At 43.4% G+C, this 25,525-nt stretch carries 19 protein-coding genes and 1 riboswitch; of the genes, 16 read left to right on the top strand and 3 right to left on the bottom strand.

Annotated features, from left to right (window positions below):
- Window positions 1–80 precede the first annotated feature (80 nt).
- Window positions 81–2,027, top strand: coding sequence for a putative bifunctional diguanylate cyclase/phosphodiesterase (locus tag HNR43_RS01455; protein ID WP_183240561.1), 1,947 nt, complete (start codon window positions 81–83; stop codon window positions 2,025–2,027).
- Here the strand turns inward: HNR43_RS01455 and HNR43_RS01450 are convergent.
- Window positions 2,021–2,542, bottom strand: coding sequence for a DUF2777 family protein (locus HNR43_RS01450; protein WP_183240558.1), 522 nt, complete (start codon window positions 2,540–2,542; stop codon window positions 2,021–2,023). The genes HNR43_RS01455 and HNR43_RS01450 overlap by 7 nt on opposite strands.
- A 124-nt stretch (window positions 2,543–2,666) precedes the next feature.
- Between HNR43_RS01450 and asnB the strand changes: the two genes are divergently transcribed.
- From asnB to HNR43_RS01410, 8 genes are all read left to right on the top strand, one after another.
- The gene (gene asnB / locus HNR43_RS01445; protein WP_183240780.1) at window positions 2,667–4,517 is read left to right on the top strand and encodes an asparagine synthase (glutamine-hydrolyzing); all 1,851 of its coding nucleotides are present in this window, start codon (window positions 2,667–2,669) and stop codon (window positions 4,515–4,517) included.
- An 81-nt stretch (window positions 4,518–4,598) separates the two neighbouring features.
- Entirely contained in the window at window positions 4,599–6,119 is a 1,521-nt protein-coding gene (locus tag HNR43_RS01440) for a phytoene desaturase family protein (RefSeq protein ID WP_183240556.1), read from the top strand.
- Window positions 6,119–7,543 (top strand): phytoene desaturase family protein, encoded by a 1,425-nt coding sequence (locus tag HNR43_RS01435; protein ID WP_183240554.1) that lies wholly within the window; start codon window positions 6,119–6,121, stop codon window positions 7,541–7,543. The genes HNR43_RS01440 and HNR43_RS01435 overlap by 1 nt, the downstream gene beginning before the upstream one ends.
- Window positions 7,543–8,394, top strand: a complete 852-nt coding sequence (locus tag HNR43_RS01430) for a phytoene/squalene synthase family protein (RefSeq protein WP_183240552.1) — start codon at window positions 7,543–7,545, stop codon at window positions 8,392–8,394. Before HNR43_RS01435 ends, HNR43_RS01430 begins: the two co-directional genes overlap by 1 nt.
- Entirely contained in the window at window positions 8,381–9,109 is a 729-nt protein-coding gene (locus HNR43_RS01425; RefSeq protein WP_183240549.1) for a carotenoid biosynthesis protein, read from the top strand. The genes HNR43_RS01430 and HNR43_RS01425 overlap by 14 nt, the downstream gene beginning before the upstream one ends.
- The gene (locus tag HNR43_RS01420) at window positions 9,106–9,771 is read left to right on the top strand and encodes a lysophospholipid acyltransferase family protein (protein WP_183240547.1); all 666 of its coding nucleotides are present in this window, start codon (window positions 9,106–9,108) and stop codon (window positions 9,769–9,771) included. Before HNR43_RS01425 ends, HNR43_RS01420 begins: the two co-directional genes overlap by 4 nt.
- Window positions 9,768–10,850, top strand: a complete 1,083-nt coding sequence (locus HNR43_RS01415) for a glycosyltransferase family 2 protein (protein ID WP_183240545.1) — start codon at window positions 9,768–9,770, stop codon at window positions 10,848–10,850. The genes HNR43_RS01420 and HNR43_RS01415 overlap by 4 nt, the downstream gene beginning before the upstream one ends.
- Window positions 10,826–12,292 carry a phytoene desaturase family protein gene (locus HNR43_RS01410; RefSeq protein ID WP_183240543.1) on the top strand — a complete coding sequence of 489 codons (1,467 nt, stop codon included), beginning with the start codon at window positions 10,826–10,828 and terminating at the stop codon, window positions 12,290–12,292. The genes HNR43_RS01415 and HNR43_RS01410 overlap by 25 nt, the downstream gene beginning before the upstream one ends.
- On the opposite strand, the gene HNR43_RS01405 is transcribed toward HNR43_RS01410, so the two are convergent.
- Window positions 12,270–13,613 carry an MATE family efflux transporter gene (locus HNR43_RS01405; protein ID WP_425486513.1) on the bottom strand — a complete coding sequence of 448 codons (1,344 nt, stop codon included), beginning with the start codon at window positions 13,611–13,613 and terminating at the stop codon, window positions 12,270–12,272. The genes HNR43_RS01410 and HNR43_RS01405 overlap by 23 nt on opposite strands.
- 123 nt (window positions 13,614–13,736) lie before the next feature.
- On the opposite strand from HNR43_RS01405, the gene HNR43_RS01400 reads away from it, so the two are divergent.
- A complete protein-coding gene (locus tag HNR43_RS01400) occupies window positions 13,737–14,585 on the top strand; it encodes a helix-turn-helix domain-containing protein (protein WP_183240537.1) in 849 nt (282 codons plus the stop codon).
- On the opposite strand, the gene HNR43_RS01395 is transcribed toward HNR43_RS01400, so the two are convergent.
- Window positions 14,569–16,332, bottom strand: a complete 1,764-nt coding sequence (locus tag HNR43_RS01395; RefSeq protein ID WP_183240534.1) for an alpha-glycosidase — start codon at window positions 16,330–16,332, stop codon at window positions 14,569–14,571. The two genes, HNR43_RS01400 and HNR43_RS01395, sit on opposite strands and share 17 nt — an antisense overlap.
- Before the next feature lie 274 nt (window positions 16,333–16,606).
- Here HNR43_RS01395 and HNR43_RS01390 point away from each other — a divergent pair, with 274 nt between their 5' ends.
- The 6 genes from HNR43_RS01390 (at window position 16,607) to HNR43_RS01365 (ending at window position 25,147) form a co-directional block, all read left to right on the top strand.
- Window positions 16,607–17,899 (top strand): extracellular solute-binding protein, encoded by a 1,293-nt coding sequence (locus HNR43_RS01390; protein WP_183240532.1) that lies wholly within the window; start codon window positions 16,607–16,609, stop codon window positions 17,897–17,899.
- A gap of 111 nt (window positions 17,900–18,010) precedes the next feature.
- A complete protein-coding gene (locus HNR43_RS01385) occupies window positions 18,011–19,294 on the top strand; it encodes a carbohydrate ABC transporter permease (protein ID WP_183240529.1) in 1,284 nt (427 codons plus the stop codon).
- Between the two features lies 1 nt (window position 19,295).
- Window positions 19,296–20,138, top strand: a complete 843-nt coding sequence (locus tag HNR43_RS01380; RefSeq protein ID WP_009361935.1) for a sugar ABC transporter permease — start codon at window positions 19,296–19,298, stop codon at window positions 20,136–20,138.
- A 96-nt stretch (window positions 20,139–20,234) separates the two neighbouring features.
- Window positions 20,235–21,749, top strand: a complete 1,515-nt coding sequence (locus tag HNR43_RS01375; RefSeq protein ID WP_183240527.1) for an alpha-amylase family glycosyl hydrolase — start codon at window positions 20,235–20,237, stop codon at window positions 21,747–21,749.
- A 19-nt stretch (window positions 21,750–21,768) separates the two neighbouring features.
- Window positions 21,769–24,096 carry a glycoside hydrolase family 31 protein gene (locus tag HNR43_RS01370; RefSeq protein WP_183240524.1) on the top strand — a complete coding sequence of 776 codons (2,328 nt, stop codon included), beginning with the start codon at window positions 21,769–21,771 and terminating at the stop codon, window positions 24,094–24,096.
- 16 nt (window positions 24,097–24,112) lie between these two features.
- Window positions 24,113–25,147 (top strand): LacI family DNA-binding transcriptional regulator, encoded by a 1,035-nt coding sequence (locus tag HNR43_RS01365; protein WP_055440504.1) that lies wholly within the window; start codon window positions 24,113–24,115, stop codon window positions 25,145–25,147.
- Between the two features lie 82 nt (window positions 25,148–25,229).
- Window positions 25,230–25,411, top strand: a riboswitch (cobalamin riboswitch).
- Window positions 25,412–25,525 lie beyond the last annotated feature (114 nt).

Raw genomic sequence — 25,525 nt, 5'->3', positions numbered from 1 at the left:
ATATGGAAATGTGCTATAATACAAATTGATTAATAATTGAAAAAATATTATAAAGAGAAAGAAAGAGTGGGAAAAAGGGGATGAAATTATTTCAAACAGTTTGCAACACGTTTGCGGATTGGGAACGGTGGGTAAGTGACTATCGTTTATATGAGTATGACCAACTAACGATTTTCGTTTCTTCGCTTTCTCCTTCGTTTCGCATGCAAGTCGAACAATACGTGCAACATCATTTACCCCAAGCAAAGTTGTTTCCGATGATTGGGGATGCATCGGAAATAGCAGTCATCTGTGCCCTCGTTTTTGACGAATGTCGAGCGGATTTAGACGAAATGCGTCAAAAAATGAAAATATCTGAACAATATTACCGCTCCTTATTTGAACACAATCCAGACATTGTATATTCCACTGATTTAGAAGGTAATTTCACAAGTGTCAATCCTGCATTTGAACGAGTATTTGGGTATAAAGCAGACGAAATTTTGCATACAAACTCGCTTGATTACATTAAAAAAGAAGACATTCCGCGCGTGCGTCGCTATTTTTATCGTGCACTAAAAGGGAAGGTGCAACAATACAATTTAGAAATTCCAGCGAAATCAGGAGAGGTATATTTATTCCAAATTAAAAACGTTCCGATTATCGTTGACGGAAACAAGGTTGGTATTTACGGCATCGGACGTGACATTACTGAACAAAAGCGCGCGGAAGAACATATCAAATATATTGCATATCACGATATTGACACGGGGCTACCGAATCGACTGCAATTTACAAACATGGTGAAAAGCGCAATTGACAAAGCGAAAGAAAAAGGGGATTCCCTTGCAGTATTGTTTATTGATATGGATCGATTCAAAATCGTGAACGATACGATCGGTCATTACGGAGGGGATGAAATATTAAAGCAGATGGTGGAGCGAATAAAAAACATATTGCCATCTGGGGCGCATTTCGGTCGTTTTGGCGGAGATAAGTTTAGTTTATTGTTGACGAAACAAACGGATGTGCAAGCGGTCGTCGAATGGGCGAAAACATTGCTTCAGCATATTGCTTTACCGATTGTGTATGAAGAAAAAGAGTTTTTTTTAACCGCAAGCGTTGGTGTCAGTTTTTATCCAACGGATGGTGTAGATGCGCAATCGCTATTAAAAAATGCGGATACAGCGGTCAATCGAGCGAAACAAAACGGTGGCAACAATGTGAAATTGTACGCGACAAAAATGAATGAACAAGTGTTGCATCGTGTCGAGCTGGAACGATATTTACGAAAAGCGCTCGATAAAAATGAATGTTTTCTCGTTTATCAACCGCTTCTCGATTTAATGTCTGGAAAAATTATTGGGAGCGAAGCGTTGTTACGTTGGAAACATCCGAAAATTGGTCTTGTTTCTCCACTTGAGTTTATTCCGATCGCTGAAGAAATTGGTTTCATCCATGACCTCGGGCGCTGGGTGCTTACTGAAGCGTGCATGCAAACGAAAAAATGGCACGATCTCGGCTTTCGTTCGTTAATAATTTCAGTCAACGTATCCGCTTCGCAATTTCAACATCCGACATTTTTTGAAGACGTCCAACAAGCGCTCAAACAATCGCAACTGCCCGCGCATTGTTTACATTTAGAATTAACGGAAAGTTCGATGTTGCGCAATATGTATTACAGTATCCACGTCATGAAAAAACTGCAACAGCTTGGTGTCCATGTGTCGATCGATGATTTTGGCACAGGCTATTCATCGCTTAGTTACTTAAAAGATTTGCCGATTAACACGTTAAAAATTGACCGATCGTTTATTTATCAGCTTCATAAAGATCGCTCGGATATTGCGATCGTCAAATCAATTATTACGATGGGGCACGGCTTGCGCTTAAAAGTTGTCGCAGAAGGTGTCGAAACGGCTGAACAAATGAAATTGTTGAAACGATTAAAATGTCATTATGCGCAAGGATACGCCATTTTTAAACCACTTCCGGCCGAACAGTTTGAACAACAAGTATTGCAGGGAAGCCAATCGATGATTCAATGATCGAGTTGTACGCCAATCATTTTTTTTCCTGTTTGCAATGTGAGCTCGAAACGATGTTGCTTTCCATCAAAATAATGTTGGACGTTACACATGTCGAGCGAGTTGTCGAACATTAAAAAATTAACCCCTTTTTCAGCAAATAACATATAGTTATAACAATACAAACAGTCATATACGGAAAAATTCCATTCGTTAATTAAATGAATGAAATGGAAAAACGCGTGATCGGGTAGCTGAGCAAGCCATTGTTCGTATGCGTGCGACAACGGTTTCATGTAGCGAAGACGATCACCGTTTTTTAATGTATAACGTTCCGACATATATATGTCCCCATGTTCTCCAAGCCATCCTTTCACCCATTGACCGAAGCGAAACAATTCTACTTCTTCGGGCAAATTGATCATCTCATGTGCTTCATCATCTTCATCAAAAAACACCCATTCGCCATTTACTTGTTCAACAACACCATAGATGTAAGCACGTTTTTGTGCGCGTAATGATGAAAGGCGATCCATTTGTTTCCCTCCTTTTATGTCAATTCCCTCCGTACGCCATTATAGACAACTCATCATTTATATAAACGATGCATAAAATAAAAGCATGCTTCATACTTGTTCACAACAGAAGGGAATGATTGACGTGTGCGGAATTACCGGATGGGTTCATTTTGGACGTCGTTTACATCAAGAGAAAGAAACGGTGCTGAAGATGGCCAATACGCTCTCTTTCCGAGGGCCGGATGATACGAACGTTTGGCTTGATGATCATGTTGCATTTGGACATAAGCGGCTTGTCGTTGTCGATCCAGCAGGTGGCGTTCAACCGATGACGCGAACGAAAAACGGCTATGATTATACGATTTGTTATAATGGCGAACTGTATAATACGGAAGATATTCGTAAGCAGTTATTGAAAAAAGGATATACGTTTCAAGGACATTCGGATACAGAGGTGTTGCTTACCGCATATATGGAATGGCGCGAACAATGCGTCGATCATTTCAATGGCATTTTTGCATTTGCGGTGTGGGATGGTGAACGAAAGCAGCTATTTTTAGCGCGCGATCGTCTAGGTGTCAAACCGCTCTTTTATCGTCATGAACAAGGAGAGTTTTTATTCGCTTCGGAAATTAAAGCGATTTTAGCGCATCCAAACGTTCGAGCAGAAATTGATCGCGAAAGTTTATGCGAAATTTTAGCGCTTGGCCCGTCGCGCACTCCGGGACATGGCGTATTTCGAACGATTTATGAACTGCGACCGGCCCATGCGATGATCGTTGCTGAGCGTAGCGTGCATCAATGGCGCTATTGGAACGTACAAAGCGTACCGCATGTTCATTCATTTGATGAAACGGTCGAGCATATTCGAACATTGCTCATTGATGCGATTACACGTCAACTTGTGTCAGATGTTCCGGTGTGTACGTTTTTGTCAGGTGGCGTTGACTCAAGCGCCATTACAGCGATTGCGGCGCAGGCGTTTGAACGAGAAGGAAAAGGACCGCTTCATACGTATTCGATTGATTATGAAGAAAACGAACAATATTTTACAGCCAACGCATTTCAACCGAATAGCGACGGGCCGTGGATTAAGCGAATGACCGATGCGTTTCAAACCGTCCATCATACGTGTGTCATTTCGCAACAACAGTTAGCTGATGAATTGCAAGCGGCGGTGATGGCACGCGACTTACCGGGGATGGCGGATATTGATTCATCACTTCTCTGGTTTTGTCGTCAAATAAAGCAACAGTTTGTTGTTAGTTTGTCGGGTGAATGTGCCGACGAAATTTTCGGAGGCTACCCGTGGTTTCATAGAAAAGAAGACTTCGAGCGTGACGGATTTCCGTGGATGCGGTCGTTACATGAACGGTTCGATCTTTTACATGAAACGTGGCGCGAAAAACTGCCACTTCATGAGTATGCGCATATGCGTTATACAGAAACGCTTCGTGAAGTTCCTCACGCAGACGGAGAAAGCGCGGAAGAAGCGCGCCGCCGCGAATTATTTTATTTAAATATGGTTTGGTTTATGACGACGCTTTTAGATCGAAAAGACCGAATGAGCATGGCGGCAAGTTTAGAAGTGCGCGTGCCGTTTGCCGATCATCGCCTCGTCGAGTATGTATGGAACATTCCGTGGGAGATGAAAATGCATAACAATCGTGAAAAAGGCATTTTACGTAAAGCGTTGGAAGGGATTTTGCCAAATGACGTTTTGTATCGGAAAAAAAGTCCGTATCCAAAAACGCATCATCCGCGTTATACCGACATCGTTGCTGAACGGTTAGGGACGATTTTAACAAATCGTTCATCCGTTTTGTACGAATTGTTTGATGAAAAGAAGTTAAAACAATTAGTTGAGACAAAAGGAAACTCGTTTCGCATCCCATGGTTTGGTCAACTCATGTCTGGTCCGCAACTTTTAGCGTATTTCATTCAATTTCATGAATGGTTTGAGCATTACAACATTCATTTAAAAGACAGCTAAAAATGGCTGTCTTTTTTCTTTCTTGTTTCTTTATTATCTTGTATAATATTTGTATAACTTTTGTTTAATGGAGTGGATAACGTGAAAAAAATTGTTGTCGTTGGGGCGGGACCTGGTGGGCTTGCGGCGGCGATGTTGCTTGCCGCGAAAGGATATGACGTTTCCGTATTCGAAAAACAATCGTACGTAGGCGGGCGAAATGGACGATTCGAGCTGGGACCGTATCGCTTTGACATCGGTCCGACGTTTTTAAGCATGCCTCATATTATTGAAGAACTATTTACAGCCGCAGGAAGAAACATACATGACTACGTGAAACTAGTTGAGTTAAATCCGATGTATGAACTTATTTTTCCTGATGTGAAGTTAGCGATGACGATGGATCGGCAGCGAATGAAAGAACAAATTGCTGCGCTATTTCCAGGGGACGAAGATGGTTATGAGCGGTTTATGAATGAAAACGAGCGGAAGTTGCAGGCGCTTGCACCCATTTTGCAAAGTAAAATGGACAGATTATACCATTATTTGCGACCGACGGTATTAAAAGCGTTGCCGCAATTGACGTTATCGCAGTCGCTATACGACATATTAAGTCGATATTTTCATGATGAGCGCCTTCGTTTAGCATTTACGTTTCAAGCGAAATATTTAGGGATGTCCCCGTGGGAATGTCCGGGTGCGTTTTCCATTTTATCGTATATGGAACATGCGTACGGCATTTATCACGTCATCGGTGGATTAAACGAAATTCCGAAAGCGATGGCGCGCATCGTTGCAGAATATGGGGGGCGCGTACATGTCAACACAGGGGTAAAAAAGCTTTGGCTTGATGGCCGTACGGTGAAAGGCGTCATATTAGAAAACGGTGAAAAAGTGGCGGCTGATGAAGTCATTATGAATGCGGATTTTGCTTATGCGATGACAAATCTCGTTGACGATGGGGTATTAAACAAATATCGGAAAGAAAAATTGCAACAAAAGAAATATTCATGTTCGACATTTATGATGTATGTCGGGATAAACAAGCCGGTGGATCTTGCCCATCATACGATTATATTTGCGGATGATTATAAGCGAAATGTCGATGAAATTACGAAAGAAAAAGTCATTCCACATGATCCATCGATTTACGTACAAAATGCGATCGTCACAGATGCGACAGTAGCACCAAAAGGAAAAAGTGCGCTTTACATTTTAGCGCCTGTGCCGAACAATACGAGCGGTATTGATTGGGAAAAAGAAAAAGAGTCGTTTCGCCGAAAATTATGGGATACGCTTGCGAAAAAGTTAGGGTGGGGACGTATGGAACAACATATTGAATATGAAAAAATCATTACTCCGCACGATTGGGAGCATGACATATTCGTTTACGAAGGGGCGACGTTTAACTTAGGGCATCAGTTATCACAAATGATGGTGCTTCGTCCACATAACGAATTTGAAGAATTAAACCATTGTTGGCTTGTCGGTGGCGGAACGCATCCGGGAAGCGGTTTGCCGACGATTTTTGAATCGGCCCGCATTACCGCAAACGGCATATTACAAGCACATCGACAGCCGATTATTCCAGTTGGCGCTCTGCCGAAGCGGAGGGAAGCGTAATGAACATTGCGATCGTCGGTGGGGGCATTGGCGGCATAATGACGGCGCTATTGCTGGCAAAGAACGGCGCGCATGTGACGTTGTTTGAGAAAAACGACCGACTTGGTGGACGGCTTTCGTTTATTGAGCGAGAAGGGTTTCGCATTGACGCTGGCCCAACGATCGTATTGTTGCCAGAAAAATTGCGTGCTTTTCTTTCCGACGTTGGTGTAACGGAAGATGAATACGAGCTTGTTCGGTGCGATCCGATGTATACGATTCATTTTGCAGACGGCATATCGTATACAAAATATGCGAAAGAAGAAAGACAAGTAGAAGAAATTGCTCGTCTGTTTCCTGGGGAAGAAAAAGGATTTCAACGTTTTATGAATGAGATGAGGGGATATTTTACAAAAGGCGATGAGCTCATTTTAAAAAAAACATTTATAAAGAAACGAACGTTTTTCACGAAAGAAACGATGGCGCTTTTTTCTCGTATGCGTGCCTATCAATCTGTGAAAACGAGTATGGCGCGTTATTTTCACGATGAACGGTTGCAGCTTGCTTATTCGTTACAAACGTTATATATTGGCGGCAATCCGTATGCAACGCCATCACTTTACTCGCTTGTTTCGTTTAGCGAGCATGCGCACGGTGTATATTACGTAAAAGGTGGCTACGCAAGTCTCGTTTCTTTACTTGCAAGAAAGCTAGAAGAAGCGGGGGTCACCGTCCGACTGCAGACGAAAGTCGAGCGGTATGAAGTGAACGGTTCAAAAATAGAAGCGCTTTATGCGCAAGGAGAAAAATATCGTTTTGATGCATTTGTTATGAATACAGATGAGCCGACGATGATGACGAAAAAAAGAACATGGACACCTTCATCTAGCTGTGTACTGCTTTATATAGGGCTTCGGAAAACGTACAATGCGCCGATTCATCAATTTTTTTTACCTCATGATTTTCAACAACATATGGACGATGTATTTGTTCGGAAAGTTGTTCCGCAAGATCCGTCATTTTATACGTTTTATCCGTCCGCGGTCGATCGTTCGTTAGCACCCGAAGGGAAAAGCGTGTTGTATGTGCTCATTCCTGTGCCAGCTGGGCGGCATATCGATTGGACGAAACAAGATCGTTGGATTGCTCGTATCGTCGATGAAGTAGAAAAACGGGCGTTTCCGAATATAAAGCAGGCGATCGAGTGGATGCATGTGCGTACGCCGCTCGATGCACACAACGAAGGATTGTATGATGGCGGCATGTTTGGGATCGCACCGACGTTATTTCAATCCGGTCCATTTCGTCCACAAGTGAAGTCGACACGTTATGAAAACGTATATGGCGTTGGTGCGTCGATTCATCCCGGTGGAGGGGTACCAGTTGTCATGCAAGGGGCAAAGTTATGTGCCCAACAAATATCGCGTGATTGGAGTGGAGAATGATGAATATTAGGCAAGCGTATGCGCAATGTGAAGCGGTGACGGCATATCATTCGAAAACGTTTTATCGTGCATTTTCAGTTTTACCGTTACATGACCGCAATGCCATTTGGGCGATTTACGCATTTTGTCGTCGCGTCGATGATATTGTTGACGAAGGCAAACAGCCACATCAAGAACTGCAACAGTTTGAAAAACAATGGGAATCGTTTTTAGGTGGATATACAGAAAATGACTTTATGTGGGTAGCGCTTCGCGATGTATTTTCACGTTATGACATGGACGCTGAACCGTTTTCGCATATGATTGAAGGACAAAAAATGGATTTAACTGTTCATCGTTATGATACATTTTCCCAGTTGTTGCGTTATTGTTATTGTGTCGCAAGTACCGTTGGCTTAATGTTATTGCCGATTTTAGCCCCGCATCGTCGCGAGCAGTTAAAAGAAAGCGCCATCGCGCTTGGAGAAGCGATGCAACTGACGAACATTTTGCGCGACGTCGGAGAAGATATGGCGCGTGGACGTATTTATTTACCGCGTGAATGGATGAACATGTATGAAGTCAGTGAACAAGATATCGCTTTTGGTCGGGTGACGAACGCATTTATTGATTTATGGGAACATATTGCACAAAAGGCAGAAGAGAAATATGCGTATGCCGAAGCGGTATTTTCGCTTTATCCACTTTCAGCACGTTTTGCCGTACGGGGAGCTACATTGATGTACAAAAGTATTTTACACGCTGTTCGCGAGCAACAATACGACGTATTTACGAAGCGGGCGTTTGTGTCGGAAGAACGAAAAAAAGCGTTGCTCCAACAAATAGGAGGAGAAAACGTTGAAGTGGGGTGAGCGTTTATATCGCTTTTTTCTCATTTGGTATGGATGTGGACTTGTGCTCGTCGGTTTTCATCTTTTGCCGCCGTGGTTAGAATGGGCAAATGTTGTGTTTTTAATGCTTGCAGGAATGATTGGCGCATTATTTTTAATCGAAAGATACGGTCAACGGGGGATCATCGCAACGATTGCGATCTTCATTGGTACAATGGCGGTGGAGTATGTTGGGGCGACGTATAGTCTCATTTTTGGCTCATATGATTATACGAATCAATTTGGTATGACCATATTTGGCGTTCCGATAGCGATTGGGTTCGCTTGGCTTGCGGTGATCGGTTGTACGCATGCACTCGCATTACGTTTCGTATCGCCAACAAGGCCGTTTGTTGCTTCTGCTGTTGGTGCGTCATTAGCGGTTGTATTAGATGTAGTTATTGACCCGGTTGCCTATGTTGCAAAGCAATATTGGATTTGGGAAGAGACGAGCGTATATTATAACGTTCCGCTTCAAAATTTTGCTGGGTGGTTTGTTGTTGCGTTTGTTATTCATCGGTTATTGCTCATTTTTCCAGCGCGTGAAGGAAGTTCGGATCGACGAGCGATTTCTCTTTTTTTCCTTCTTGAAGCCATGTTTTTATTTCTTGCTTTACTAGAACAATTGTATGGTGCTTTCTTCCTTGGGTTATCGCTTACCACGTTTATTTTTTGGAAATGGAGACGGTCGGCATGATTGAAGCGAAAAAAAGTCGTATGTTTGAATGGATGTTTTCCTTTTACAACACATGGTTGTTACGCACGTCGTTTCATCGTCTATACGTACGCGGACACGTTGTGCGCACCCCAGCATTATATGTGGCGAATCATAGTTCATGGTGGGATGGACTGATCGCCTTTCAATTGAGCCGTTTTGTGTTTCAACAAAATAGTTATGCGATGATGAGTGAAGAAGGGTTAAAACAATATCCGTTTTTTCGTAAGCTTGGCGGTTTTTCGATCAACCGCACGCAACGAAAAGAGATGATGAGGTCGCTAGATTATGCTGTTTCATTATTGCGCGATGGAAACAGCGTTTGGGTGTTTCCACAAGGGGAAGAACAACATATCGAAAAGCGCCCGCTTCATTTTTTTACAGGAGCTATATATGTAGCGGAACGAGCGAACGTGCCGATCATACCGCTTGCGTTTTACCATAGTTTTCGCCATCATCGCAAGCCGGAATGGTTTATTCATATTGGCGAGCCGCTATGGGCGGCTCGTATGACGGGAAGCGATCGGAAGGAAAAAACGGCTGAACTCGAACGCATTTGCACCGCACAACTAGACGAAGTGAGGAGATTAGTTGTGAGTGAACAGCTTCAATCGTTTACACGTTGGAACGGAGGGGCGTTATGATCGGGGTGTGGGTAAGTTTTTTCATTTGGACCGTTTTTAACGCTTTGTTTCTTATTTCGCTTCCGAAACGTCCACAAATCGTCGCTCGCCCGCTTGTGAGCGTGCTCGTTCCACTCCGCAATGAAGAGCGAAATGTCGTACGTCTCGTGCGCTCGTTAAAGCAGTTGACGTATGAGTCAGTCGAATTTTTGCTTCTTGATGACCAATCGACCGATTGTACGTATGAGTTATTGTTGAAAGAAACGAAAGGGGACAATCGTTTTCAAATACGGAAAGGGAAGCCTCTTCCTAACGGTTGGGTAGGGAAAGTGCATGCGTGCCATCAACTGGCGAAGGAGGCGAAAGGGGCGTATTTGTTTTTTATTGATGCGGATGTCGAGTTAAAGCCCGCAGTCATTGAAAAATTGTTGGCGGTCGCAGCCGCGTATGATGCGAAATTAGTGACCGGTTTTCCGTCGTTTCATCCGTCGTCGCTTCCACTGATCGGAAAATGGCTCGTGCCGTTGCAACATTTTTTTATTTTGTTTCATTTGCCTTTATTTTTAGCAAATTATACGCATATGCGTTCGGCGACCGCAGCGCATGGGGCGTGTTTGTTTTTTGAACGCGCGGCGTATGAAGCGATCGGTGGGCATGCGTCTGTAAAAAGTGAGCTTGTTGAAGATGTGATGATTGCCCGCAAAATGAAAGAACATCGGTATCGTGTCATTCTCGCGAACGTAAGCACTGATGTCGTTTGCTATATGTATGCAACGAATAAAGAAGTATGGGAAGGTTTTTTAAAAAATGTATATGTTGGGTTAAATCGCTCATCGTTTTTTGTTATGATGCTCACGATGTTTTATGGACTATTTTACGTCGCACCGCTCATTATTGCTCCGTTGTCGTTGATGTATGGGATAACGTATGCGATGCCGCTCATCATCGTTATTGCTCAAAAAGCGTATGTCGAATGGAGAACAGAGCGCTCGATTTCGACGTGTTATTGGATGCCGATAAGTGCAGGAGCGTTTATTGCATTAATGTATGCATCGATGCGCGCGAAACGTTATGAATGGAAAGGGAGGACATACACGTGAAAAAAGTCGTCATCGTTGGCGGTGGGCTCGGTGGGTTGTCTGCCGCTGTGACGCTCGCCCATCGCGGTGTGGATGTGCAGTTATTTGAAAAAAATCGCCATTTTGGCGGGAAGTTAATGCCCGTTCAACTTGGCGACTATTATTTTGATTTTGGGCCGAATACGATTACGATGCCGTTTGTGTTTCGCCACGTCATTGAGCAAACAGGTGAGCGCCTTGAAGATTACATGACGTTTCGGAAATTGGCTGTCCATACGAAAAACGTGTACGAAGACGGCACAACGTTTTTTCTTTCGAGCGATCGCGACTATATGAAAGAGCAGCTTGCGCGAATGGATCGCATCGGGGCGTTGCGATACGACGATTTTTTACGCGAAGTGGAGAGGTTGTATCAACTCGCAAAAACGTACTTTTTTCCGCGCATGTTTCGCTCGTTTGTTGATTATATGTCGCCATCGCTTGCGACTGCTCTTTTTTCTGCTCGCCCGCTTGAAACGCTTCATTCTTTTTTTAGCCGTTATTTTACAAATGAACATGTCATTCAAGCGTACGATCGTTACGCAACGTACATTGGTTCATCACCGTATATGGCGCCAGCGACGTTTGCGATGATCGCCTATTTAGAAATGGTTGATGGCGTATATTATGTAGAAGGGGGAAACGCTCGAATTGCTCATACGTTTGCGATGCTTGCGAAACGAGCAGGGGCAACGTTACATACGAATCGGGCGGTCAAACGCGTCATTGTAAAAAACGGTACGGTAAAAGGAGTCGAGCTTGAAGATGGGGAAAAGGTGGAAGCGGACGTCGTTATTATGAATGCTGATTTATTGAGGGCATATCGTGAGCTCGTCGATCCGCATGATCGTTCGTATGAACGAGCTGAGCCGTCTATTTCTGCATTTGTCATGTTAGTTGGCACAAAACAAACGTGGGATGATTTAGCTCATCACAACGTTTTCTTTTCCGCTCATTATAAGCAAGAGTTTGATCATCTATTTGCCGGACGGTATAGCGAACATCCGACGATATACGTTTGCGCCCCGCCGTTTACGACCGCTGGCACGTCGTTGTTCGTGTTAGTGAATGCTCCGCCGCTTACGAAAGATGGGCGTATGCAAGTCGATGAACAAGCATATAAGCAGCTCGTGTATGAAAGGCTTCGGGCATATGGGTTGGACATTGTACCAGATATCGAACAAGTGATCACTCCGCTTCATATTGCGGAACAGTTTGGTGCATATCGCGGGGCGTTATATGGGATGGCGTCCAATCGACGTCGTGATACGTTTTTACGTCCGTCGAATGCATGTCGGCGAGTGAAAGGATTGTATTTTGTTGGAGGGACGACCCACCCAGGAGGCGGGTCGCCGATGGTTGTCATTAGCGGACAAAATGTTGCGAACCATTTGCTCGGTGTTAAGCTGTCGCTTCCTTTTTGACGAACGATTTTGTGCGCCATACGTTTGATTTCCAACGCCAATAGACGAGCAAGCCACGTAACCATTCGTCCGCAGTAAACGCGAGCCAGATACCGACTAAGCCGAGATCGAACGAAATGCCAAGCACATAAGCAAGCGGAACGCTCACCCCCCACATCGATGCGATACCGATGTAGACAGGAAATTTTACGTCGCCAGCCGCGCGTAAAGAGTTAATGATGACGAGATTGAACGAACGCCCTGGTTCAAGAAGCATCGTGAGCAAAATGAGCGTTCCGCCTATTTCAATCATCTGTTTGTTACTTGTGAAAATGGAAAACAGTTGATCAGAAAAAACGGAAAACAACGCTGCCATCGTAAACGAAATGATGACTGCAAGACGCAAACTTTGTAAGCAACGGGTATACGCTTCATGAAAGCGTTCTGCCCCAACGAGATGACCGACGATAATTTGCGTCCCTTGCCCAATGGCGACGCTAAATAAAAAAATAAACATCATGATGTTTTGTGTATATACTCTCGTCGTTAACGCCTCTGTGCCAAGCATCGTGATGAAATAGGTGATGGCAAGTTGTGACGTATTGTAAGCGACATGCTCGCCAGCCGATGGGATGCCAATTTTTAATAATTGTTTGATGTAACGAAATGCAAACGCCTCTTTCGATAAAAGCGGGAGAGGGTGCGGGAGACGTTTCATGATGAGCAAAAATCCAATGACAAGCCCGATGATACGGCTAATCGTTGTTGACCAAGCGACCCCTTCAACACCTAAAACCGGTAAGCCAAACGGTCCGAACAACACGAAATAGTTGCCGATGATGTTTAATATGTTGACCCCAATTGTAATATTCATCATATCGCGCGTAAACCCGTAGCTACGTAAAATGGCGCCAAGCGTCATAATAAGCGCTTGCACAAACGAAAAGCCACCAACAATCCATAAATAAGCACGCGCATCAGCCATCAACTCGTGTGGAACGTTCATTAGTTGAAGTAAACGATCGCTTCCTGCCCAAAGCGCAATGCTTAATATGACGCCAAATAACAAATTCGCCCAAATGGAAGCCGCTCCAATATAGGAAGCTGTTTTTTCATCATTTGCTCCAGCATATTGCGCAATTAAAATCGATGTGCCGGTCGCGATAAAACCAAACATGACAACGACCATAAACAATAGTTGATTCGCAACACCGACAGCCGCCACCCCTTCATCAGCATATTGACTGAGCATAAACGTATCGGCATTGCCCGTCAACATATGAAGCGTCAATTCAATAAAAATGGGCCATGTGAGCGCAAATAAAGAAAGCTTTTTTGCCAAACAAGACAACCCCTTTACGATTTCCGACTTGCAAACTGTTTTTAGTTTAATGGATTGTATATAATAGTGAAAAGAGAAAAAGGCGATGACTTTTGTACATTTCCGACTTAAAGGGGAGATTGTATGTATATATCGTTTTCCGTACCACCGTTTCCTGTTTTTATTAAAGGAGGGGAGGCGGTTTTTCAAAAAGGAATGAAACATTTTCGGCGTACATTTTCCGTATTTGATTTACTGTATGTACAAAAAGGGACGTTATATATGACAGAACAACAAGAAACGTTTGCTGTTCGTGAGGGGGAATACGTCATTTTATGTCCGGGCTTTGAACATTACGGCCATGAGCCTTGCGATGAAGATACATATTTTATTTGGCTTCATTTTTCTGCACCACAATACGAGCGTGTTGAAAAACAGCCGTACGGATGGAGCGATATTATTGAGAGAGAGGCTACATATGTCGATTATGCGCAATATCGTTTATTCATTCCGCAATATGGGAAGTTGAACCAAACAGGAATGGAAACGATGCTTCAACATATCGTGCATGAACAGCAAACACCTGATCATTCGCTGTCGCAACAGTTGTTATTTGCACAGTGGATCGTTCAACTGCAAAAACAAACGCTTCATATTCCATCAGCGGCTGAACATGTGTGTAGAGAGGCGATGGAATATATTCATCGTCATTACGGAGAGCCGTTTGAAATGGAGCATCTTGCTCATGCGCTTCGCCTTCATCCAGACTATATTTCGCGCTGTATGCAAAAAACGATTGGAATGAGCGCGTTGCAATATGTAAACGATTATCGATTGAAAGTAGCAAAGAAAAAACTAGCCGCAACCAACGAGACGGTCGCGGCGATTGCAAAACAAGTCGGATTTGAAGATGGCGCATATTTTTCGCGCGTATTTAAAAAAATGGAAGGCATGACGCCAAGCGAATATCGCCGTTTTATACAGCGGACGTAGGCTGTACAAGCAGCATGCGAAAGCCGTACGGCTCAATCGTTATTGTTTGTTCAGCCAGACATTCATTTGTCCAAAGGTTGATGACCGTTTTGTCTTTTAGTGAAAATGGAACGGTCCATGTAAGCGATGTATCTGCATTGTTTAACAAGCAAACGATCGTTTCATCGTCGTACGTTTTCACGTAAGCGATATGATTTGTTTTATCGTTTGCTTCTAACATATGAAATTCGCCAAAGCGCAAGGCGCGATATTGTTTGCGCAACGCAATGAGCTTTTGTACATGCGTGAATATATCGCGATCTTGCTTTTCTTTTTCCCATACCATACATTTGCGGCAAAGCGGGTCTTGCCCACCTGTTAAACCGATTTCATCCCCATAATAAATGCATGGTGATCCACTGAAAGAAAGTTGGAACGTAAACATGAGTTTCACTTTTTCTTTTCGTTCACCGCATTGCGTTAAAATGCGTGGTGTATCGTGGCTGCCGAGCAAGTTAAACGCCACTTCGTTTACGTTTTGCGGATAGTTATGCCATACGTTCATGATCGTATAGGCAAATTCGTTTGCTTTTACGTTTTCTTTCGCAAAGTAGTTGAGCGCCCCGTTTGTGAACGGATAGTTCATAACCGCATCAAATTGATCACCGCGAAGCCACGGCATTGCATCGTGCCAAATTTCACCGAGAATATAAACGTCCGGTTTGATCGCTTTTACCGCTTGACGAAACTCGCGCCAAAATTGGTGATCGACTTCGTTCGCAACGTCTAAGCGCCAGCCGTCGATGTCAAACTCGCGAATCCAATATGTCGCGACGTCTAATAAATATTGTTTCACTTCCGGATGTTCTGTGTTTAATTTCGGCATCTCTGGCACAAACGCAAACGTATCATAGTTTGGAATCGGTTCCGTTTGAAGCGGGAATTCACGAATGTGGAACCAATCTTTATAGCGTGATTTCGCGCCGTTTTTTAATACGTCTTGAAACGGGGCGAAATAATAGCCGCTATGGTTAAACACGGCATCAAGCATGACACGAATGCCTTTTGCATGGCATGCTTCAACAAGCCGCTTAAATGTTTGTTTGTCGCCAAATTGTGGGTCGATTTCGAAATAGTCAATCGTATCGTATTTATGGTTCGATGGCGCTTTGAAAATAGGTGTAAAATAAATGCCGTTAATGCCGAGTTCGACGAGATAGTCTAATTGTGCGATAATACCTTCAAAGTCGCCGCCGAAAAAGCTCGTTGTTGTCGGATCGACGCTTCCCCATGGCAACGTATTTGGTGGGTTTAAGTGTGGATTGCCGTTGGCGAACCGTTCAGGGAAAATTTGATACCAGACGGTGTCTTTCACCCAGCTAGGCGCATGAAACACGTCGATACGATTTAAAAACGGGAAACAAAAATAGTATGCTGTATCGTCTGTCGGGGCTTTTTTATAAAAGCCTTTTTCTGTATAGATGAGCATGTCTTCTCCTGCATGCAATTCAAACCCATAGCGCAAGCGGCGATACGGGGGTTGCACAGCGATAAACCAATAATCAAACAAAGCGTCACAGCCGCTTTTTTGCATCGGTTGTTTGTCAAATTGCCATGCGTCGTCTTTCCAAACGTATGGATCCCCAAATAACAAGTATACCGCATCGACATCATCTTTTTTTGTTCGCAGACGAATATGTAGCGTTCGCTCGTCGTATGCATAAGCAAACGCATCTTTTGGACGGTGGTAAATCGCTTCTTTTAACATGTTTCAAACACTCCTTTCAACTGTAAGCGCAATCGATTGCGCTTTTTATCACATGTTTAGACGCTCTCTCTGTTTTGAATGAAGGAAGCGGATACAATGCTTATGTCAAGCGTAAAATGAACGGAACTAAAAAGTCAACATTCATTCAAAAAAAGATGAAAAAAATAGTTGTCAAAACGGAAAATGATTGTATAATGAAGATAAAGATTGTGCAATCGTTTTCGCAAAAATGAAAGCGTTTGTACGTATTGCTTAAAACACAGGAGGGGTCGAAATGAAAAAGACGGTATCCATTTTTTCATCGCTTGCATTACTTGCAGGTGTGATGGCAGGTTGTGGTCCACAAGATGAGGCAAAGCCGAAAGAAAACGAAAATGAAGGAAAAACAGAAGTATCAGAAGATGGCATGCCGCCAAAACCGGAAAAACTTGTCGTTTGGGAAGACGTGAAGCGCGGTGTGGCGTTAGAGCCAGCGATTAAAGCGTTCGAAGAAAAGTATGGTATTAAAGTCGAGTACAAAGAAGTGGAAATGGCAACAAAACAACGCGATCAATTGCGTTTAGACGGTCCGGCTGGCACAGGTCCTGACGTCATTACTGTTCCACATGACCAAATCGGTCAGCTCGTTACAGAAGGGCTTATTCGCGAAATTCAAGTCGATCAATCGGTATTAGATACGTTCACAGAATCTTCGATCGCAGCGCAAATGTATGATGGAAAATTGTACGGACTTCCAAAAGCGGTAGAAACTCCTGTATTCATTTACAATAAAAAGTTAATGGACAAAGCGCCAGAAACAATGGATGAATTGTATCAGTTCGCAAAAGAGTTTACGAAAGGTGATCAATACGGTTTCTTAGCGCTTTGGGATAACTTCTATTTTGCACACGGTGTGATCGCTGGTATGGGCGGTTACGTATTTAAAAACAATAACGGTGCGTTAGATCGCAACGACATCGGCTTAAATAATGAAGGAGCAGTCAAAGGAACAGAATATATTCAAAAATGGTATAAAGAATTGTTCCCGAAAGGTATTATCGGTGAAAACGGCGGTTCAGCGATGGACGGCTTATTCAACGAAGGAAAAGCAGCATCTGTCATGAACGGTCCGTGGGCGTTCCAAGGTATGCGTGATGCAGGCATCGATATCGGTGTCGCACCAATGCCGAAATTACCAAACGGTGAGCCTGTGAAAACATTTATGGGTGTAAAAGGATGGCACGTATCTGCGTTCTCTAAACATCCTGAATGGGCAACAAAACTTATTGAGTTTATTACAAACGAAGAAAATGCGAAAAAACGTTTCGAGTTAACGCGTGAAATTCCGCCTGTGAAGTCGCTCATTAACGATCCATTAATCGCAGAAGATGAAGGGGCAAAAGCGGTTGCGATCCAATCTCAATACGCGATTCCAATGCCAAACATTCCTGAAATGGCAGAAGTATGGGGACCAATGGCGACAGCACTTCAACTTGTGGCAAACCAAAAAGCGGAGCCAAAACAAGCGCTTGACGAAGCTGTAAAAACAATTAAAACGAACATTGAAACAAACCATCCAAGCAAGTAAGAAGTGAGCGGTACCTCTCTTGTAGAGGTACTGCTTCAACTTTCTTTTATTTGTTTAGTTATTCACATTCAAGTGCGCTCCTCGCCATTGTTTAGAAAGGAGACAAAATCAATGGAAACACCAATGTATCAATCGAACCATCGGAAAATTGCCCTCGGTTTATCACTTATTCCGGGATTTGGACAACTATATAATCGTCAATACGTGAAAGGTATCTCATTTTTTATTTTAGCTGCTTCGTTTTTGATCGTTTTTAAAGATTTATTAAATATGGGATGGTGGGGAATCTTTACGCTCGGTGAAGTTGTTGGACGTGACCATTCCATTTTCTTGCTCGTTGAAGGAATTTTAGCGGTTATTATTTCGGTGTTTGGTCTTGGGTTTTATGCATTTAATTTGCGCGACGCCTATAAAAATGGGCAAAAACGCGATTTAGGGTTGAAAATTAGCTCGTTGCGCGAGCAATATCGTGCGCTTGTAGACAACGGCTTTCCATATTTAATGATTTCACCAGGTTTTATTTTACTTGTGTTCGTCGTTATTTTCCCGATTATTTTCGTCGTGTTATTGGCGTTTACAAACTATGATTTGTATCATTCCCCGCCAGCAAAGCTTGTTGATTGGGTCGGATTTCAAAACTTCATTGATTTAGTGAAGCTCGATCTTTGGCGGAAAACGTTTATTAACGTACTTGCCTGGACGATCGTTTGGACGTTCGGTGCAACAACGTTACAAATTGCGCTCGGTATTTTCCTAGCCATTATCGTGAACCAAAAAGACTTAAAAGGAAAAGCGATCATTCGGACGATTTTCATTTTACCTTGGGCTGTTCCAGCGTTTGTGACGATTCTCGTTTTCTCAGGTATGTTTAACGAATCGTTCGGGGTCATTAATAAAACGATTTTAGCTGCATTTGGCATCAAGCCGCTTGAATGGATGACCGATCCATTTTGGACGAAAGTAGCGTTGATTCTTATTCAAACGTGGCTCGGCTTCCCGTTCGTCTTTGCGATGACAACAGGGGTATTGCAAGCGATTCCGAATGAATTGTATGAAGCGGCGACAGTCGATGGTGCTTCAAGTTGGCAAAAGTTTACGAAAATTACACTTCCGCTCGTGTTGTATGCGACAGCGCCAATTTTAATTACGCAATATACGTTTAACTTCAACAACTTTAACATCATTTACTTATTTAATGGTGGCGGCCCTGCGGTATCTGGGCAAAATGCAGGTGCGACAGATATTTTAATTTCGTGGATTTATCGTTTAACGATGACGTCTGCGCAATATTCGAAAGCAGCAGCGATTACGTTATTGCTTTCGCTCGTTGTCGTATCTGTCGCATTATGGCAGTTTAGAAGAACAAAATCATTTAAAGAAGAGGATATGATGTAATATGGATATGAAAAGACAAAAACTCATTCGGCTTACGTTGTCGTATGCAGTCATTTTGGTGATGACGATCATTATCGTCTATCCGCTTCTTTGGGTCGTTGGCTCGTCGTTTAACCCGGGGCAAAGCTTATCGGGGTCGAAAATGATTCCGGACAACGCCACGCTTGCCCATTACAAAAAATTGTTTGATACATCGCAAAGTGACTATTTGACTTGGTATTGGAACTCTTTAAAAATTTCAACGTTGACGATGATTTTTTCCGTCATTTTAGTTAGTTTAACGGCTTATTCATTTTCGCGTTATCGCTTTATCGGGCGCCAAAACGGGCTGATGACGTTTTTGATTTTACAAATGATCCCAAACTTTGCGGCGTTAATTGCGATTTTCATTTTGGCACTTTTAACGGGATTAGTCGATACGCATTTAGGGTTAATTCTTGTATACGTCGGCGGTGCCATTCCGATGAATACGTGGCTGATGAAAGGATATTTAGATACGATCCCGAAAGAGCTCGATGAATCAGCGAAAATTGACGGAGCAGGACATTTGCGCATTTTCTTTCAAATCGTTTTACCGCTTGCGAAACCGATTATTGCGGTTGTGGCGCTATTTACGTTTATTGCACCGTTTGGCGATTTCATTTTAGCGAGCGTGTTGCTGCGCAGTAAAGAAAAATATACGCTTGCGGTCGGATTGTACGATTTAGTCGCAAAACAATTTGGTAGTGAATTTACAACGTTTGCGGCAGGTTCCGTTTTAATTGCGGTGCCGATCGCTATTCTCTTCCTTTCATTCCAAAAGTATTTCGTCTCTGGCTTAACGGCAGGTGGAACAAAAGGGTGAGAAACGGAAGGAAAGAATCGCTTAGGTTCTTTCCTTTCTTACTATTTCGAGATATATTAACATAAGAAGCTTTGGAATGAATGGGGAGTGAATAGGATGAAACATGTATGTCGTGCGCTACTTGTTTTTGTGTTTTTATTTTCAGTTGCGTTGCCAACAAGCGCAGAAACGGAGCGAACGTGGCAAGATGAACGCATTTATTTTATTATGGTCGACCGTTTTAATAACGGAAATCCGAAAAATGACTATGAAGTGGACGTACATGATCCGAAAGCGTATCATGGCGGTGATTTGCAAGGAATTATTGACAAGCTCGACTACATAAAACAAATGGGCTTTACAGCAATTTGGTTGACCCCGATTTTTGCGAATGAAAAAGGCGGGTATCACGGTTATTGGATTGAAGACTTTTACAAAGTGGAAGAGCATTTTGGCACGCTCGATGATTTTAAACGACTTGTAAAAGAAGCGCATAAACGCGATATGAAAGTTATTTTAGATTTTGTAGTGAACCATACGGGTTACAATCACCCGTGGCTAAACGATCCAGCGAAAAAAGATTGGTTTCATGAGAAAAAAGACATTTTCAATTGGGCGAACCAGCAAGAAGTCGAAAATGGCTGGCTATTTGGTCTCCCTGATTTAGCGCAAGAAAATCCAGAAGTGAAAGCGTACTTATTTGATGTTGCAAAATGGTGGATTCAAGAAACGGATATTGATGGCTATCGTTTAGATACGGTCAAACATGTGCCGAAATGGTTTTGGGACGAGTTTTCAAAAGAAGTGAAATCGGTGAAACAAGACTTTTTCCTTCTTGGTGAAGTGTGGCATGACGATCCGCGCTATGTTGCGGAATATGGGAAGCACGGGATTGATGCATTAATTGATTTTCCGTTTTATAAAGAAGCATCAACGATTTTTTCAAACGTCGATCAATCGCTTGAGCCAATTTACAACGTATGGAAGCGAAACGAGGCGTTTTATGACCGTCCGTATTTACTTGGCACATTTTTAGATAATCATGATACGGTTCGTTTTACCCGATTAGCCTTGCAAAACCGCATCAATCCGGTGACGCGTTTAAAGCTTGGACTGACGTATTTGTTTTCAGCACCGGGCATTCCGATTATGTACTATGGAACAGAAATTGCGCTTGATGGTGGGGAAGATCCAGACAATCGTCGTTTAATGAATTTCCGTACTGATAAAGAGCTCGTTGATTATGTCACAAAGCTCGGTGAATTGCGCGAGAAGCTTCCGTCGCTTCGCCGAGGTGATTTTGAGTTGCTTTATGAAAAAGACGGCATGGCGCTCTTTAAACGAACGTATAAAAACGAAACAGCAGTCATTGCGATTAACAATACGTCAAAAACGCAAAAAGTAACGTTAACAAATGAATTAGAACAAGGAAAAGAATTGCGCGGGTTGCTTGCAGGAGATTTAGTGCGCAGCAAAGATGGGAAGTACGATATCATTTTAGATCGCGAAACGGCGGAAATTTACGTGCTTGCGCCAAAAACGGGATTAAACATTCCGTTTATCGCGGCACTTGTTGCGGTATATACGGCATTTGGACTGTTTTTATACTTCGCGCGCAAACGAAAAGCGTAATGATGATGGGGGAGAGAACATGTTAGAAGATACGAGTTTTGCGATCCGACCGATCGATCAAGCGGACGAAAAAGAAGTGTGGCAACCGATTGGAGATGTGCAAAAAATTGAAGGTAAAAAACAAATATTTGCATTGACGTGCGACGAAGCAGTTGTTAATATTCATTTTTATCGTGGCGATATCGTTCGGGTGACGATCGATCCGTTCGATGGAACGTACAATTCCGTTAGCCCAGCGGTCATCGCAACACCAGAAAAAGTAGACGTGCACGTTCGGGAAAAAGAAAACGGATGGGAGTTGCAGACGAAACAATTAACGGTCGTCATCGAGCGAAGTCCGTTTCGGTTAGCGATATACGACAATGAAGGAACGCTGCTTGTGCGCGATGAACAACCTGTATGTTTTCAAGCGAAAGGGCGTATGCGGTGTACACATGCGCTTGCTCCGACAGACGTCGTATATGGATTAGGGGAAAAAACAGGTGTGTTAAATAAGCGCGGTGCGATATGGACGATGTGGAATACGGATGTGTATGCGCCGCACAATTTAGAAACAGATCCGTTATATCAGTCGCATCCGTATATGATGGTGTTAAAAAACGGGCATGCGCACGGCATTTTTTTCGATCATACGTATAAAACGACGTTTGATTTACGTCATGAATCGTTTTATACGTTTACATCAGATGGTGGGGCACTTGATTATTATGTGTTTGCTGGGCCGCATCCGAAAGATGTGTTAGCACAATATACGCATCTTGTTGGACGTATGCCGCTACCACCGAAATGGGCGCTCGGGTATCATCAATCGCGTTATAGCTATGAAACCGAGCAGGAAGTGCGTGAACTCATCGATACGTTTCGGGCAAAACACATTCCGCTTGATGCAGTATATTTGGACATTCATTATATGGATGAATATCGTGTATTCACATTTGATCAAAAACGATTTCCACATCCGCAATCGCTCGTTCAATATGCAAAAGAACAAGGGGTTCATATCGTTCCGATTGTCGATCCGGGCGTGAAAGTCGATGCGGAGTATGATACGTATCGTGATGGAGTGCAAAAAGATTATTTTGGTAAATATGCTGACGGAACGCTATATAAAGGAGACGTTTGGCCAGGTACGAGCGTGTTTCCAGATTTTTTAAAGAAAAAAGTGCGCAAATGGTGGGGCGAACAACATACGTTTTATACGGACATTGGCATTGAAGGCATTTGGAACGATATGAATGAGCCATCCGTGTTTAACGAGACAAAAACGATGGATGAACAAGTTGTTCATGACGGATGGAAAACACATCGTCAAGTGCATAACGTATACGGGATGATGATGACAGAGGCGACGTATCATGCATTGAAAAAGCAACTGAAAGGAAAACGTCCGTTCGTATTGACGCGTGCAGGATTTGCCGGTATTCATCGCTATGCAGCGGTATGGACAGGCGATAATCGTAGCTTTTGGGAGCATCTTGAACTGTCGATACCGATGTGCTTAAACTTAGGATTATCCGCAGTGGCGTTTTGCGGGGCAGATGTCGGTGGATTTGCGCATGATGCGAATGGAGAACTGCTCGTTCGTTGGACGCAAGTTGGGGCATTTTTCCCATATTTCCGCAATCATTGTGCGATCGGTTTTGCACGGCAAGAACCGTGGGCGTTTGGGGAAACATATGAACAAATCATAAAACGATATATTGAATTGCGTTATGAATGGTTACCGCACTTCTACTCGTTATATTTTGAAGCGCATCAAACAGGTGTGCCGATGATGCGCCCGCTGATGATGGAATATCCGAACGATCGCGAAACGTGGAACATCTCAGATCAATTTATGGTTGGAAATGAAGTAATGGTCGCTCCGGTGATGCGTCCGTATACAGCGCATCGTATCGTGTACTTCCCAGAAGGACGTTGGGTTGATTATTGGACGAAAGAAAAATTTGAAGGTGGTCACCGATATATTGTCGAAGCACCGCTTGATCGTTTGCCGATATATGTGAAAGAAGGGGCGATGATCGCTCACGCCGATGTAAAGCTATCGACCGCTACGGCTAATGAACAAATGACATTGTACGTGTATACAATGAAAGAAGGAACATCGACATACACGCTTTATGATGATGACGGCGCAACGTTTGCGTATGAAAAAGGGGAATATGCGCGCATGCATATTCGAGCAACGTTTGTTGATCATACCGTTCATTTTGACGTAAAAACAGATGGGACGTACCAACCAACATGGCAATTGCATGTCGCATTTGTTGGCGATGTACCGTCCACAATTGTTGTTAATGGGGAACAACGAGTCATCGATGAAGCGACAAACACGTTTGTTTTGTAAGAGATGGGGGATTTTTATGACAGTAACGATTAAAGATGTAGCGAAGCGAGCGAATGTGGCGCCATCGACCGTTTCCCGCGTCATCGCAGATAGCCCGCGCATTAGCGAAAAAACGAAGAAAAAAGTGCGCGAGGCAATGAAAGAGCTTGGCTATCATCCGAATTTCATCGCGCGCAGTTTGGCGAATAAGTCGACGCAAGTGATCGGGCTCGTCATGCCGAGCTCAGCTGATAAAGCGTTTCAAAACCCGTTTTTCCCAGAAGTTATTCGCGGCATTAGTAAAGCGGTGCATGATCGGCAATATGCGTTGCAGTTATCGACAGGGGAAACGGAAGCGGAAATTTACGACGGGGTCGTGCATATGGTGCAAGGAAAGCGCGTCGATGGTGTCATTTTGCTGTATTCGCGTGCGAACGATAAAATTATGGCGTATTTACAGAAAGAAGATGTGCCGTTTGTTGTCATTGGAAAACCGCATAAAAAAGCAGAGGAGATTACGCACGTTGATAACGATAACGTTCGGGCGGCGCGTGAGGCGACAGAATATTTAATTGAACTCGGTCATGAGCGCATCGCGTTTGTCGGTGGAAACGTCAATCTCATTGTAACGATGGATCGTTTGCGCGGTTATGAAAAAGCGTTAAAATCTGCAGGTCTTGTATATCGAAAAGATTACATTGTGCATGAAGAATTTTTAAAAGAAGGCGGACAAGAGGCGATGAAAGAGTTGCTTTCACTTGCTGAACCGCCAACTGCGCTCGTTGTTGCCGACGATTTAATGGCGCTTGGGGTATTAAATACGCTTGCTGAAATGGGATTAAGCGTGCCGGGAGATGTATCGATCGTCAGTTTTAACAACGTACTTTTATCGGAAATTTCTCGTCCACCGCTTACATCGGTAGACATTCATATTTTTCAACTTGGCTTTGAAGCAGCAAGAAATTTAATTCAACAAATCGAAAACCCAAATGAGCCGATTAAGCGAATCATTATTCCACATACGATCGTGAAACGATTTTCGTGCGATTACTACAAGGCGCCTTCTGAATAGGGAGGCTCTTTTTTGTAAACAGGATAGGCAAGAAGAAAAAAATGGTGTATCATATGATTAACACCATGTTCTTTGAAAACGTATATATGATGAGCAAGTACGGTGCATACGTTTGTATGCTTAAAAGGGAAGAACGGTGCAAAGCCGTCGCGGTACCCGCCACTGTGATGGGGAGTTTCGCTGCAACGTGCCACTGATTTTTTGGGAAGGCGCAGCGAAATGATGAACCTAAGCCAGGAGACCTGCCTGCTTGCGATACGTCGGCTGCCTACGGGAATATAGGGAGACGTGCGGGAACGATGGACGTTATATATGCTTAGTGGCGTATGCTCTATTTTTTGAATCTTTCGTTTTTTCTGCACCTCTGCCTAGAGGTGC

It is taken from the genome of Anoxybacillus mongoliensis (assembly GCF_014201515.1).
GTDB lineage: Bacteria > Bacillota > Bacilli > Bacillales > Anoxybacillaceae > Anoxybacillus > Anoxybacillus mongoliensis.
Note: the sequence above shows the minus strand (reverse complement) of the source record. Positions and strands in the feature narration are given on the sequence as shown.

What these genes read in the sequence shown, in the direction of transcription:
- HNR43_RS01455 (WP_183240561.1), top strand. Translation starts at nt 81, where the DNA reads ATGAAATTATTTCAAACAGTTTGCAACACGTTTGCGGATTGGGAACGG.
- HNR43_RS01450 (WP_183240558.1), bottom strand. Translation starts at nt 2,542, where the DNA reads ATGGATCGCCTTTCATCATTACGCGCACAAAAACGTGCTTACATCTAT.
- HNR43_RS01435 (WP_183240554.1), top strand. Translation starts at nt 6,119, where the DNA reads ATGAACATTGCGATCGTCGGTGGGGGCATTGGCGGCATAATGACGGCG.
- HNR43_RS01430 (WP_183240552.1), top strand. Translation starts at nt 7,543, where the DNA reads ATGAATATTAGGCAAGCGTATGCGCAATGTGAAGCGGTGACGGCATAT.
- HNR43_RS01420 (WP_183240547.1), top strand. Translation starts at nt 9,106, where the DNA reads ATGATTGAAGCGAAAAAAAGTCGTATGTTTGAATGGATGTTTTCCTTT.
- HNR43_RS01415 (WP_183240545.1), top strand. Translation starts at nt 9,768, where the DNA reads ATGATCGGGGTGTGGGTAAGTTTTTTCATTTGGACCGTTTTTAACGCT.
- HNR43_RS01410 (WP_183240543.1), top strand. Translation starts at nt 10,826, where the DNA reads ATGGAAAGGGAGGACATACACGTGAAAAAAGTCGTCATCGTTGGCGGT.
- HNR43_RS01400 (WP_183240537.1), top strand. Translation starts at nt 13,737, where the DNA reads ATGTATATATCGTTTTCCGTACCACCGTTTCCTGTTTTTATTAAAGGA.
- HNR43_RS01395 (WP_183240534.1), bottom strand. Translation starts at nt 16,332, where the DNA reads ATGTTAAAAGAAGCGATTTACCACCGTCCAAAAGATGCGTTTGCTTAT.
- HNR43_RS01390 (WP_183240532.1), top strand. Translation starts at nt 16,607, where the DNA reads ATGAAAAAGACGGTATCCATTTTTTCATCGCTTGCATTACTTGCAGGT.
- HNR43_RS01385 (WP_183240529.1), top strand. Translation starts at nt 18,011, where the DNA reads ATGGAAACACCAATGTATCAATCGAACCATCGGAAAATTGCCCTCGGT.
- HNR43_RS01380 (WP_009361935.1), top strand. Translation starts at nt 19,296, where the DNA reads ATGGATATGAAAAGACAAAAACTCATTCGGCTTACGTTGTCGTATGCA.
- HNR43_RS01375 (WP_183240527.1), top strand. Translation starts at nt 20,235, where the DNA reads ATGAAACATGTATGTCGTGCGCTACTTGTTTTTGTGTTTTTATTTTCA.
- HNR43_RS01370 (WP_183240524.1), top strand. Translation starts at nt 21,769, where the DNA reads ATGTTAGAAGATACGAGTTTTGCGATCCGACCGATCGATCAAGCGGAC.
- HNR43_RS01365 (WP_055440504.1), top strand. Translation starts at nt 24,113, where the DNA reads ATGACAGTAACGATTAAAGATGTAGCGAAGCGAGCGAATGTGGCGCCA.